Annotated in this window: 7 protein-coding genes; 4 read left to right on the top strand and 3 right to left on the bottom strand. The window is 47.2% G+C overall.

Annotated elements, in window-relative coordinates; translation table 11 throughout:
* Positions 1-107 precede the first annotated feature (107 nt).
* Positions 108-893 (bottom strand): hypothetical protein, encoded by a 786-nt coding sequence (locus DOZ58_RS03515; protein WP_111887036.1) that lies wholly within the window; start codon positions 891-893, stop codon positions 108-110.
* Positions 894-1,315: 422 nt separating this feature from the next.
* Here DOZ58_RS03515 and DOZ58_RS03510 point away from each other — a divergent pair, with 422 nt between their 5' ends.
* On the top strand, positions 1,316-4,900 hold the full coding sequence (locus DOZ58_RS03510) for an MBG domain-containing protein (protein ID WP_111887035.1): 3,585 nt from the start codon (positions 1,316-1,318) through the stop codon (positions 4,898-4,900).
* 249 nt (positions 4,901-5,149) lie between these two features.
* Positions 5,150-8,383: a leucine-rich repeat protein gene (locus DOZ58_RS03505; protein ID WP_111887034.1), complete on the top strand. Its 3,234-nt coding sequence runs from the start codon at positions 5,150-5,152 to the stop codon at positions 8,381-8,383.
* 57 nt (positions 8,384-8,440) lie between these two features.
* Here the strand turns inward: DOZ58_RS03505 and DOZ58_RS03500 are convergent, their stop codons facing one another.
* Positions 8,441-10,600 (bottom strand): lectin like domain-containing protein, encoded by a 2,160-nt coding sequence (locus tag DOZ58_RS03500; protein WP_111887033.1) that lies wholly within the window; start codon positions 10,598-10,600, stop codon positions 8,441-8,443.
* 111 nt (positions 10,601-10,711) lie between these two features.
* Positions 10,712-11,865 (bottom strand): IS3 family transposase gene (locus DOZ58_RS03495; RefSeq protein ID WP_256372196.1). Its coding sequence is split into 2 segments (ribosomal slippage): positions 10,712-11,583 and positions 11,583-11,865, totalling 1,155 coding nucleotides; the frame shifts between segments, so codons are not numbered across the junction.
* Positions 11,866-12,269: 404 nt separating this feature from the next.
* Between DOZ58_RS03495 and DOZ58_RS03490 the strand changes: the two genes are divergently transcribed.
* Positions 12,270-12,893 (top strand): hypothetical protein, encoded by a 624-nt coding sequence (locus DOZ58_RS03490; protein WP_111887032.1) that lies wholly within the window; start codon positions 12,270-12,272, stop codon positions 12,891-12,893.
* A 189-nt stretch (positions 12,894-13,082) separates the two neighbouring features.
* Positions 13,083-13,760: a DNA repair protein RadC gene (radC, locus tag DOZ58_RS03485; protein ID WP_111887031.1), complete on the top strand. Its 678-nt coding sequence runs from the start codon at positions 13,083-13,085 to the stop codon at positions 13,758-13,760.
* Positions 13,761-13,767 lie beyond the last annotated feature (7 nt).

Raw genomic sequence — 13,767 nt, 5'->3', positions numbered from 1 at the left:
ATGACTTAATTGTACTGTGTTATCCAGATTAATTCAACCTATTTCGCAGTTTCAAAAGTGTAGCAGACATCGCTTTCGGCTTACGCCAGACAATGGGAAGATAAAATTTAATGATCGTGGTGGGTATGGTTGCAAGTGTGGCTGTGAACATGGGGGGCCGTTTCCTTGGATTTGATCTGAATAAAATCCTCATAGGCCTTATGGATCGCATCGTAATTCTCAAAGATGCTGATCGTGTTAATATTGTCTTGGACAGCTTTAAGCAGCTCATGGACGTGATGGCGTTTTAAGTAATCCGGGAGGCTCACATCGAAATTTACATAGGACCCGATGGCCAGAGCTTGTCCATAGAATTCGGCTAATGCCTGCATGTGGGCAGTCAGATCAAAAGAAAGCAGGCTTTCGTATTCCGGGACAGTACCACAGAGATAAGAAAAAAGTACCGCTTTGTTTTCAACGCTGGTCAGGTTGTAGTAAAGGTAAAACCCCCGGAACCAGGCCCGGACTTCGGCCAAGAATAAAAAACAGGCGGAATCGGGGAATTGGGCGGCCCGCAAATTAGCAACACCGTATTTTTCTTTAATATCAGCAAAGTCAATCAATCGGGTGTATTCGTAGGCAATGGCTTGGCCGTATTGCTGGGTTTCATCAAAAAGATCTTCATGGAGTAGTAAATAGTAATGATCATCCTGCTCATCGGGTAGTACCAGCAGTTTTAGGCTGTCATCAAGCTCTTGTTTGGATGCTTTAATAATAGCCTGGTCGCATTTGGTATTAGCCAGTTTTAGCCGCTCATGATAAAGATCGGTGGTGACGATGATTTCCAGGGGATAATCTTTTTGTACCTGATAAACGAGATTATATGTTTGGATCATGTTTTGGATAACGGACATAGGGTTTCCTCCTTAGGTGTATAAATAGCAATGAAATAGTTTGAGGTAAAATAAATACCTGGCACGATGATGCCGTTATCCCAATAAGAACAACAGCCTATCGATAATAAGAAATGCTTACTTAGAATTAGTATAACCGCTTACGGCGATGGTGTAAATGGTAGAAATCAGTACACGTTGATTGGCTACGAAAAAAAACAGCCGCCGTTCGTTTAAATCAACCAAAAATGACAGCCTGAGGCTAGCGGTTTCTTTTCAGTTAAAGAACGGTTTAAAAAAGCAATGTGGAAATACGCCTTTTTAGTAGAAAACTACGCCTTTTCATCGGCAACTTATGTGTTAGGATATTCTTATAAAAAAATATAAGTTTAAATCATCCAGAAGTTAAATGATGCGAAATGATAAAATAGGAAGGTGAAAAGATGAAACAATTGCAGCAGCTTATTTTAGGATTGGCAATTGGACTTGTTATTTTGTGGGGTGGAGGACCGGTGTTGGCGGCTGGGCCAACGGTCAGTACGAAAGCGGCGGTGACGACCGATAAAACGGCGACCTGGTCATGGACTGGCATGACTAGCAGTTATCGCTATAGTCTTGATAATGAAACAGACTGGCAGGCGACGACGGAAACCAGCTTTAGTCCCAGTGGGCCATTGTCCCGGGGGACTCATATCCTTTATGTTCAGGAAGACCAGAGCGGCAGCTGGAGTGAGAGCAGCAGTGCCAGCCTGTATTGCTTGGAAACTGAGTCAGATGCCACGGTACTTATTAGTGATGGGGTTGACTTGACCGCCTTTTCGGATTTTGTCAATGCTGTCCCAGCTAATGGTGTTGTCAATGCCAAATTGACAGCGGATATCGCACTCAGCAATACTGAGACCAATCCCTGGAAGCCGATTGGTAAAAACATCAGCTATCGTTATCAGGGTGTCTTTGATGGTCAGAACCATGTCATCCGCGGGCTTTACCTGAGCTTCGGCAATGACTTTAGCGGTCTTTTTGGCATGAGTACCGGGACTATTAAAAATCTGACACTTACAGATTCAACGATCAGCGGTGGATATGATGTCGGAGCAATTATCGGGTTGGCCAATTCTGGCAGTCAGATCATTAATTGTCATAATACCGCCACCGTCAGCGGCACACAACGGGTTGGCGGGATCGCCGGGACTTTTATGGGCAACTTGGAAAACTGTTCCAATAGTGGAACAGTAACGGGGGTTAAGGGCAGTATTGGGGGCATTGTCGGATTTCAGCAAGGTATTATGCTTAACTGCTTTAACACTGGTACAGTAAAAAGTACCAGTTCGGATGTTAATGATTATAATATCGAAATTGGCGGGATTAGCGGTGACTCATTTTTTGGATCGACCAGTGATTGCTACAATAGCGGAGCAATTATTTTTGCTAGCTTTGGTACCAAGTGTAAGCAGGGATCGATTATTGGTCAAAAAAGTTCGTCTGTAACGGTTTTAAATTGCTATTATCTGAAAAATACAGCGAGTAATGGCATTGGTAGTAATAGTACTGATATCGACACCGAAACGGCCAGAAAAGATACGACCAGTTTTACCAATGGTGAGGTCTGCTACGACCTGCAGGCTGGCCAGTCAAGCCTTAGTTGGGGTCAGACCTTAACTGGAAGTGCTGATCCGCGACCGGTTTTAAGCACCCAGTCCGATAAAAAGGTCTATCGGATAATATTTGATTATTCAGATGCTACAGCTGATCTGATCAGCTATCACAATCAGAACGATAGCGTCAGCACCCTCCAGTCAGTTGATTATGCCTTAACCCTTGATGGGGCCCCCTTTACCGACAGTAATTATCAGGTCGGCAGCAACGATGTGACTTTTACCGCCATAAAACGCGAGGCTTTTAGCGGGGTAAGTGTAACCCCTTATAACGAAAGCTTTGACGGTAGCAACCATTCGCTTGTAACTGTCAGTGGTGCCCCGGAAGGAGCCGCCATAACCTACAGCTCAACCGGTCAAGAGGGCAGCTTTTCAGATACGTTGCCAGAGATGAATGAGGTTGACAGTGTTGATGTTTATGTTAAAATCAGTGACTTTTATCACTATGATTTTTTATGTGGAAAGCTGACTGCCATCGTCACGAAGGCCAGTGCCCCCACAGTGGCACCGGTTGAAAAAAATTATACTTATGGTATCACCAATCTCGACGAGAGTATTGACGTAACAACCTTGTTGCCAGCTAATCGGGGGACGAGTAACTATGTTCTGGGCACACTCAGCGATAACCAGGGCATTCTAGACGGAACACCTAGTATTGGCGTTGATGGCTGTATTAACTATCGTATTAAGGGAGGGGCGGTTGGTGATACGGCAACGATTCCAGTTATTATTGACAGCAACAATTACGACCCAATTACAGTTAGTGTGAAAATAAATCTGATTGATAAGCAAACCCTGATAATTGACGGTATCTCAGTTAGTAATAAAACCTATGATGGTAATCCACTGTTGCCAGCGGGAAGTGTGACAATCAGTGATGCGGGTGGCCAGGCGGTCGATCCCGGGCCGCTAACCTATCGTTACCATAGCACAGATGGTGACAGTTACGACAGCAGTATCGCTCCGACCAAGGCGGGCAGCTTTCAGTTGGATATTTTTGTGCCAACTGAGAATCCAACTTATACTGGGAATTTGGGGCCGATTTCTTTTAACATTCTACCGCGACCGATTGAGGTCAAGGCCCAAAACCAGACCATCACAGCCGGTAGCGAACGGCCAGCCGATGCGTATAGTCCCCCTGATCTGGCTGAGGGTGATACCCTGACAGGGGTTAGTTTTGCCTGTGATTATCTAAAAAACGATATTGCTAAGGGAATAGCGGGCAACTATCCGATTACCCCCAGCGGAGGTGTTGTCAGTGGTGGCAATGAAAACTACTTGATCACCTATAAGCCGGGTGTACTGACGGTCAATCCGGCCAGCACTGGTGGCGGTACTGGTGGGGTGGTGAGCCCGACGCTTCCGGAAGTTAGTTTAAGTACCCATCCGCTTTCCTTTGATGCCGAAGGTCATCTGGCGATTGATATCGCCGGATTGCCGCCAGGGGCCACGGTTTATTACAGCGGCGATGGTCTTTCCTATGCGACGATCCCGCCGGTAATGACCGGAGCTGGCAGCTATCCTTTATATATAAAGATAACTTGTCCTGGTTACACAGATTACCAGACTCAAGCACAAGTGACTGTTACCAAGGCAGTGACTACGCCGCCAGCCGATATAACCATAATCCCGCCCGACGATCAGTCTGGTGGTGTAGCTTTACTGGCGGAGGGGCTACCATCAAACCGGGGTGCAACTCAGTTTGAAATCATCGGGGTATCTGATCCCGATCAGCTACTGGGGAATACTCCAGAGGTCGATCAGAATGGTCAGCTTAGCTATTGGTTACGGCAGGATGTAGCAGCCGTTCGCTATGATGTATCCGAAATGGCTAATAATCAGATGACAACCGGGGCAACGATTTCAATTAAGGTGTCAATGGCCAATTACGAGGATTTGACCCTGAAAGTGATGATTGGTAAAGAGCTAGAGGAAGCAATTGGAATTCGCTACCTCACCCATATCCAGGACATCGGCTGGGAAACCGACTGGGTTACTGAAGGGGGTTTATCTGGCACCTCCGGACAGTCCAAACGATTGGAGGCACTGAAGGTCGAGCTTATCGGCGATGTGCCGGAAGGAGCCAGTATAGAAACCGCAGCACATGTACAGAATCAGGGGGATCTGGGTCCCTTTACCATGGGCACCGCTGCCGGTACCAGCGGGCAGGGCTTGAGGCTTGAAAATATCTGTCTGACCCTTGAAGATCTCTCCGGCTATATCCTTCTTTACACGGTACATGTACAGAATCAGGGCTGGTTGCGGGATGAAGACGACAGCAGCAGTTGGTTTAAATCTGGTGAAATCGCCGGAACGGCGGGTCAGGGGCTGCGACTGGAAGGGATTAAGATTATGCTGGTAAAGACTGAATAAACCGGATAGTTGTTTAATTTATGATCAGCGTTGAATTAATTACACAGCTTTGGTTGTATTACATGAACCCGTAGTTTTTGGACTGCGGGTTTTTGCTAGTTAAGAACGGGTTGTTATAGTGTTGACTGTTGATTTTAAAAATCTACTCCTTTTTACATTAAAAATACGCCATTTAAAAGATAGAATGGTTTTTATAGAAGTGGTAAAATTAAGACAATATTTTAAATAGATGAGAATGGCAGGAGAAAAATGAATAATAAATTTGTTTACCAGTGTGCTTTGATCACAATACTTTTTTTATGGTTACCGCTAACGGCTTGGGCTGCTGATAATCCCGTGGGAGTTTCCTACCGGGGCCACATTCAAGATCAGGGCGATTACCCACTTGACGGCAGCTGGGTCGACAGTCCCGAAATCATCGGCACGGTTGGTCAGAGCAAGCGGATTGAGGGCTTTGAAATTAAGTTGACGGGAACCGTTCCCGAGGGGATGGAATTGCGTTATAACGTCCATGTTCAGAATAAGGGCTGGCTGTATGACGAGAACGATTCCGCCGATTGGCCCAAAGACGGTGCCTATGCCGGTACTCGGGGGGACGGCCTGCGAATTGAAGCGGTCAAGATTGTTTTGACTGATCGCGCCGGGAAAGCGTTGACGGATTACAGCGTTCAGTATCGCGGCCATGTTCAGAATGTTGGCGATTTGCCGGCTGATAAAACCCAGTGGCTGGCCGATGGTGCGCAGTTAGGCACGGTCGGGAGTTCGCTGCGTCTGGAAGCGCTGCTGGTACAGGTAGTTAAAACCGCGGTTGATCCACCGGAACCAATTGAGCCGACGGTTTATGACAAGGTCGGTACTTACGGCCCGACCACTGGCACTGAAACAGTGGCCGGTGATGTAATTGTCGCAGCCGATGGGGTAACTCTCCAGAATCTGCTGATTCAGGGTAATCTGACCATTAGTGAGGCCGTGGGGGACGGCAACGTCACCCTGAACAACGTCACAGTTAAGGGCGATACCGTTGTCCACGGCGGCGGGGTTAACAGCATTAAGATCAACGGCGGTGCGTACAGCCGCATTATCATGGAGAAAACCGCCAGTGGAGCCGTGCGGATTGTGGCCACGGATGTAGATGGGCTGGCGGTCGTGATCGCTGAAGACGCTACCGGGGAAACGATTATTTTGGAAGGTAAGTTTGACAGCGTGGAAGTCAATGCCCCCAACATGACCGTGACCACCCAGGGCGCTACCACCACTATCGGGACGATGACGGTGAGTGCCGGGGCCGCCGGTAGTACGGTAACCGTCGCGGCCGGTACCACGGTCAGTGATCTGGTGCTGGATGGCAAAGCGGCGGTTAAAGGTCAGGGCAATGTGGTCAAAGCCGAGGTTAAAGCCGACGGAGTGGTCTTTGACAAGAAACCAGGTGCCGTTACGGTGGAACCGGGCGTGGTGATTCCACCGGTCTTTCCGACGCCGGATAGTGGCGGCGGCAGTGGTGGGGGAACACCCCCGGGGCCGATTGCTGTTACCGCGGTAAGTCTGAATAAATCGGCTTTGATCTTGTCTTTCAATGATACTGAAACCCTGGCGGCCACGGTAGCACCGGCGGATGCGACGAATAAAACGGTCACCTGGACAACCAGCGATACCACCATTGCCACGGTGGATGCCACCGGGAAGGTCACCGGGAGTGCCAACACCGAAGGGGAGGCTACCATTACCGCCACGTCGGCTGATGGGACGCAGTCGGCTAATTGCACCGTAGCCGTGACCAGATTTAAGGTGACCAAAACCGCGGATGGCATCGGCACGATCACCGGGATGAACGGCAGCAGCACGGACATTGTGATCCCGGAAACCATTGGCGGGTTGACCATTACCGCCATTTCTGATCAGGCCTTTTCCGGGTGCAGCAATTTATCCAGTGTGACGCTACCATCGGGACTGACCGCCATCGGGACTGAAGCCTTTAATAACTGTTCCAAGTTGACGGATATCGAGATCCCTAAAGGGGTCATTTCGATTGGGAATGCTACCTTTGGTTTTGATGCGGGCAAAGCACCAGCCAGCCGCAGCTATACCTTCCGGGGCGATGTGCCGGGGGCGATAGGTGCCAGTGCGATTCCGATCACCGTTACTCACATTCCGACGATCAAGTATTATGAGAATTATATCGGCTTTTCAACAGTGGATTGGGCTGGGTATACCAAAGCGGTTATTCTAGAAAAACCAACTCTGACTGACCCGACGGCCACCAATACCGGCACCCCGACGGTTGATTTAAGCTGGGCAGCAGTTACCAATGCAACGGGCTATCAGGTCTATTTTAGTAAAAAAGGTGATCTTTCAGATGCTACTATTACCCCTGTGACCGAAGCAAAAGCAAAAATCGAAACCGGGTTGGAGCCTAGGCAGCTCTATTATTTCGCTGTCAAGGCTCAGGATGTCCACGGTGAATCGCTGCTGTCGGAAGTAAAATCAGAGCGGATTCCGGCTTTTGAAGTAACAGGGGTCACTCTGGATAAAGCTACCCTGTCGGTGGGGGTGACCAAAACGGCTCAGCTGAACGCTTCGGTAGAACCGACCAATGCCACCGACCAGACGCTGGTGTGGATGTCTGACAATCTCGCGGTGGCCACGGTGGATGTCAACGGGTTGGTTACCGGGATCAGCGAAGGAACGGCAACCATTAAAGCGACGACTCCCAATCATACATTTTTTAAAAATTGCACAGTGACAGTGACCGAGGGTTATGACGTATTAGTTACCGACAACAAAGCCACCATTACCAAATATTATGGCGATAATAAGGATGTGGTGATTCCGGACACGATAGACGTTAATGGAACACCGGCGGATGTTGTCGCTATTGGGGCCTCTGCTTTTTATAATAGTGGTGTAACTCGGGTAACCATCCCCGCGAGGGTAACCAGTATTGGTGCAATAGCTTTTAAAAATTGCGCAAATCTGACAACGGTCACATTTAAGTCTGGTTCCCAACTGTCAATTATTGGTAATTCAAGTTTTATGGGAAGCTATGCCTTGAGCAGTATCGTACTGCCAGACACGGTTACCTCAATTGGCGACTACGCCTTTGGTGACTGTAGTGATTTACGAACCCTGACGTTGCCGGCTTCCCTAACAACAATCGGTATCAATGCCTTTTATTTCACGGGATTAACGGCTATTACGATTCCAAGTCAGGTCACCAGCATTCCAATCTCAGCTTTTTATGGTTGTCAGGGGCTAACAACCATCGATTTGCCCGTCGGATTGCAAACCATTGGAAATACGGCATTCGCTTTGACTGACTTTCAAACCCCGATAGCCCGAACCTTTACCTTTAACGGGGATGCCCCGACGTTGGGAACGGCTGCTATTCCGCCGACGAGCGGCTCCGCCATTACCACTATCAAATACCCTGCTATTTATACTGGCTTTAATAGTTGGACAGATTATACACTCGAACCAATTAGCTAGTATACCAAACAAAAAGCAGCGACGTATCGTCGTTGCTTTTTTGTTTGGTGATTTTTATCAATTCATTTCCAAAAACGGTTCGCCGTTATCACTATCGTCATAACCACTGGCATAAGTGCCCTTGGGGACGACCTCGATCTGGATTGCTTCGAGTCGATAGCCATAGCCGGAAGTGCCGGCCATCTCGCCATTTTTACCCCAACCCATCCAGCCAAAGTTCTGACAATGAACACGGTAATAGACATCAAAGCGATCAGCATCGGCACCGACTAACTGAATCTCGATGGCTTCAAGGCGATAGCCGTAGCCAGTGGTACCGCTGACCTCACCGTCATAGCGCCAGGGTGCCCAACCGATATTCTGGATATGGGTGTGGTAGGCAATGCCGAGGTCATAGTTAGTTTCACCAAGCTGCATCTGGATCGCTTCGAGACGGTAGCCATAGCCTGAAGTGCCACTTATTTCGCCATTGGAACGGTTGCCTTGCCAACCAATGTTCTGAACATGGGTACGGTAATAACAATTAACCGTTGGCTCAGTTGCAGTTTTGATCTGAATCGTATAGGTGGCCGTCTTGCCGCCCACGGTAACGGTCAGTACCTGATTAGCACTGGCTTGGGCGCTGTTAAAACCGGTAACGTTGGCCGTTGTGACAGTTTCTACCCGGGTGCTGCCATCACTGTAGGTTCCGGTAACCTCCAGACCAGCTAGATCAAGAGATTCTCCGATTTGATAAATCAGTTTATTGGCGGGTTTTGTAATAGCAATCGTTTGGAGGGTAACGCTTTGTCCGCCAGTGAAGGCTTTGATACAAACATTTGAATCATCGTAGTAACCAATGTCATACCAATTGCCGGTTCCGACAGAACTGATAAAGCTCTCCCCGAAATTAGCTGAGGCACCACTATTGTAGTTAGGTACCGGTGCTTCAACCGGAACAGGATAATCCGATTGGGGTGTGGTATATTTAATTACCACCGCAAACAATTGAGAAGCCGTCAGGTTCACCGGGGTGTTTAAGTCAACAGTATAGTAGCCTTGATTGGTAAAGGTTGTCGTTTGCGTTGCTCTTAATTGACCACTGCTGGGATTGTCAGGGGAGACGTTGGTATAGATTTTTATTTCTGCAGTGGTGTTGGGGCTTAATGAATAGGTGCTGATGGCAGTAAGGTTTTCGCTGGCAACGGCGGAAAAAATATTAGCTCCCCAGGAAGATTGGTCACCGGTGGCATAACCCCGGGACATGGTGTTACCAAGGGGATCAAATTGGTAGACCCGACTGTAATTACTAGTGGACTGAGCACTATGGAAGGCCACCACGTTATTGGCAGCATAGGTGTCATAATAAGAAAGATAGAAATAGCCACCGTCACCCCAATCGGTGCCCCAGCTATTTCTGACAATCCAGGCGCCGTTACCCGGTGGAATCTTGCTAAAAAGGTTACGGTCGAAATTATCATTCCATCCGACAATAGCGACATCGTGGTTTGTTTGGGCGTAGCCATCGTAGTAAAGGGCAAATGACTGCTCATTATAGTAACTGGGAAAGTCAAAGGCATCGGCAAAGATGGAGGTGGACAAAGCACCACCGGCGATGATCGTTTCTTTAACAGCAACCTGAGATTTAGGGAGGTAGTCTATCTGCTGTACATGATGAATCGGAGTCAGACCAGTTTTTTTAGTCGAGTCGTAAGGATCGCTGCTTTCACTGACCGGACCACTCCAGCGTGCCAGGTAGGCAGTAGCCATGTCGCTGTTACCACCATCATTGGGTCCATAATCGAAGCCATGATTCCACATCATGTTATTTTCGGAAAGATCCTCAGTTTTTATCGGTTTGAGGTAGGATTCCAAAGAACCCAGACTGGCAAAGGTCCAGCAGCTTCCCCACTGTCCTTGATTGCGTACTGCTGTAACCCGGCCGGTGGTGCGCAGATCATAACTGATGGGAAGGGTGGCTGAGGTATCAAAGCTGTTTTCCTTAAGACTATCCACTCGGTTAAGCGGCGCAGGAATGTGGCCGAGTCCATACCCATCCGTGGTAGCGGTGCTAATTTCACCGGCAGCCAGGTCAGTCTGGTATTGCACAAAGTCCGGATTTAATGGAGCAGTTAAGGGTGGAGCCATGTCATTTGCCCAAGTGATCGGGGACATGACAATCAAACAGACCAAACCGACGAAGATTAGCGATAGTCGGTGTTTTAATCGTGTTTTCATGTGGATACATCCTTTCTAAAACAGATTTGGGCAGTTGGAAAGAGTATAATGTACACGCTTGTCAAGACACGAAATTAGAAATTTTTAGATAAATCTCCTTTCGCGTTTTGATTAGGCAGCCAATGCCATATTTTCATAGAATACAGCTGCCGGTGTTTTGTAATTGAATCGCTGGTGACCTCGCTCATTGTTATATTTAGCGATGTATTCCTTTGTCATGGCTCTCACTTCAGTGACGGTTTCCGGGTACAGCAAATACAGGCGTTCCCATTTATATGATCGAAAAAACCGTTCAATGGCAATATTGTCGGTAGCACGGCCTTTACCGTCCATGCTGATTTTTGTCGTTTTAAAGCTTTTAATCAGGTCAATATAGGCATTTGACGTAAACTGACTGCCCTGGTCACTGTTAATGATCTCAGGTGCACCATAGGTTTGAATGGCGGTTTTTATAACACGGGTGACCATGTCGGTTTGCAAGGTGTTGCTGATGGTGTATCCCACAATATAACGGGAATACCAGTCAATAATAGCGGTTAAATACACAAATCCATTTGGGGTTCCTATATAAGTAATGTCAATGGACCACACCTGATTCGGTTGGTTAATTTCAAGATTTCTCAGCAGGTAGGGATAAGTTTTGGCTGCTTTGGCTCGCTTACTCAGATTGGGGCCGGGATAGAAACAAACAATATCCATTTCCATCATATAACGCCTGACAAGACGCCTGCCTACTTGATGAAAGCCCAGTTTATGCAATTCATTCCTGATTCGTCTGACGCCATAGGCTGGCTCCTCAAAATGAATACGATCAATGGCGTTTTTGATATTGATTTCATCTTTGGATGGCGCAACATCTATGGGTTCATGATAAGCTGTTGATCGCGATAGCGTCAGAAGTTGGCACTGTTTTTTTATGGTTAAGAAAGGGTGCTTCCAATCAATTAACGTTCTTTTTTCTTCATTTGAGAGATTTGGATTTGTTTTTTTTTAAGCCAATCGACATCCAATGTTAATTCGCCTATTTTCTTTACGAGCAGCTCCTTTTCATCTTCATGCTCTTGTTTGAGTTTGTCAACATCTTCATTTTTCTTATTGAAGACGGCGGACATATTGGCGATAAATTCGGTTTTCCAGCGGCTTAATAATTGCTGAGATACATCATACTTCTTAGAGATCTCGGCTAACGTATTTTCTTCTCTGAGGATTTCCAGCACGATGGCTGCTTTTTCCTCTGGGGTCCAGGTTCGTCGTTTTCTACTCATGTGTATAGTTTATCTTATTTTCTGGATTTTGTGTCCAACTATTTGTGGACATTATAGAGTTACGAAAGATGTGCTCAACTAGCCGGTGTCTGACCGGAACAGTAAGAAAATGGCAAAAATGGAAACGTTTGCAGTTCTGGACAGAAAAACCATGTCGTTGTATTTAGGTTATATCAAATAAGTGTGGCTTTATTCAAAAAATCTAAATTATTTTTAAAAAACTAAGCGACTTGAAGTAAGGGTAATAAAGAAACCAAAAGCGATATAGTAGCTACCACGCCAAAATGATTTAAATATCGGAAGCTGGGTATAACAAAACTAAATGTTCTTGGCAATTGTAATGGGTTGTTAGACACTTAGCAAATGCAATTGTCAGTTGTCATAATGACAAGAAGGAGGAATTTATGATGTTGATACCAATAAAGAAAATTAGCTTATGGGGGGGTGTTCTGCTGGTGGCAGGGATGCTGTTATTTACAGGCTGTACACCAGTTAAAACCGCTACCCAGGAAGGTGGGAAAACAGAAAGCATCGTGGTCATCAATCCAGAAACCACAGCCGCCGCACAGAAAGTTCTTAAATTCTACCAGGCTGTTAACCTCGACATGCCCCGCAGTCAGTTGGAATCGCTACTGGGAGTTACTGGAGAAGTCCAGTCCGATGGTCGGGTTGCTTATCACGACCCACACAGTGATTATGGGGTATTGATTAAGTACGGGGAAGATGACATGGTCTTCGCCAAACAACTGCTCTTCTCAGAAAAATCTCCGGAACTGGTGGCGTTAAATCCTTTTTTAGTCACCGACAAGCAGGCATACCGGATGGCAGCGGGGATGCCCTTTTATGAGGTTCAGGAGGTGATGGGTAGCGACGGTATCGAAATTAGCTTGAGTAAGCCAGAAACCGGTACGACCAAACAGGTTATTGGGTTGGGTTGGTTTAATTCTGACGGCTCCAAGGCCATCGTATATCTCAATCTGCCCAAGGGTGAGGTTATCTCCTCAGAATTCCTTACCAGTGAGTCATAAGACTTGGCTGGTAAAATGGATCGAGGGGATACCGGGTTTTTATAAAAAGCATAAAAAGGCGATAATTTACACCCGATATGCTTTGAAATCTGTGGAGAATAACGTATAATAAAACAATGAGTTAAAATCTACAATTAATCAGAGATTTCTGTAAAAATAAACCCATCAGGGCAGTGAAAGGGTAACGGCATGGATAAGAATCCCCACAAAGGTCATCGGCAACGGGTTAAAAACCGGGTCATCAAAGAAGGAATCGACAGTTTCGAGGATCATCAAATTCTCGAGCTGTTGCTTTTTTATTGCGTCCCGATGAAAGATACCAACGAGTTAGCCCATCAACTGATCAGCCATTACGGGTCGTTGTCGGGGGTCTTTGATGCCGATCCCAAGGACCTCTGCGACAAGGCTGGGGTTACCGAAAACATCGCCATTTTGCTGTCCCTGATTCCCGCGCTGGCCCGGCGTTATCAGCAAGGCAAGTTTAAGGAAAAGGCAGTGCTAAACAGTACTACCAAAGCCGGCGAATATACCATGGCCCTTTTTACCGGCCGCCTCAATGAGGCCTTTTATGTCATCTGTCTGGACAGCCAGAACAAGGTCAACCAGGCCACCCTGCTCCATGAAGGCACCATCAACGAAGCCCCGGTCTACCCTCGACTGATCGTCGAAACTGCTCTGCGCCACCAGGCCGCCAGTATTATCCTGGCTCACAATCACCCAGGCGGAAGCCGACAGCCTTCGCAGGCTGATGTAGCGGTGACCAAGAAAATTAAAGCCGCCACCGAAGCCATTGCTATCACGGTAGTGGATCATATTATTGTGGCGGGGGAAGGGTATTATAGCTTTGCGGAGAATCGGATGTTGTGAAAAAGGG

It is taken from the genome of Acetobacterium sp. KB-1, from assembly GCF_003260995.1.
GTDB classification, from domain to species: domain Bacteria; phylum Bacillota; class Clostridia; order Eubacteriales; family Eubacteriaceae; genus Acetobacterium; species Acetobacterium carbinolicum.
This window is presented reverse-complemented; position numbering and strand designations above follow the sequence as displayed.